Source organism: Dellaglioa sp. CoH-55-MRSF-8, from assembly GCF_056782195.1.
In genome coordinates this window covers 1-319 of the sequence record NZ_JBXAYH010000145.1, presented here as the reverse complement: position 1 = coordinate 319, position 319 = coordinate 1, and the positions used below count along the sequence as shown (strand labels likewise).

1 protein-coding gene is annotated in these 319 nt (G+C 54.2%); it reads left to right on the top strand.

The annotated features are described in order from the left end of the window. The coding region (locus AC1RPW_RS08295; RefSeq protein WP_481769489.1) for a hypothetical protein at nt 1-270 on the top strand (270 nt) is incomplete at its 5' end. Nucleotides 271-319 lie beyond the last annotated feature (49 nt).

Genomic DNA, 319 nt, shown 5'->3' with positions numbered 1-319 from the left:
ACACTGCTGACTGCGTGTGGTACGACACCTCAAAAGGCCACGACGCCAGTTCTCGTGTCCGAAAAATCGAGTTTGAACATCGACCCGCAGGCAATAGCACCTTGTGGCCTCCTGTCGAAACTCGACCCGTCGAAGAAATACGACGGGAAGGCGCAGACAGAGGCGATTGCCCAGTGGGCCAACGAACATGACGCATGCGACAATCGCTTTCAGGCTTTTGTGGCGCTCGTGACGCCGCTGCTGCGTATCAACGCGCCTGCTAGTAAATAAGATTTACAGCACCACCAATCAACCCCAAGAGGATCATAATGTCTGTTGC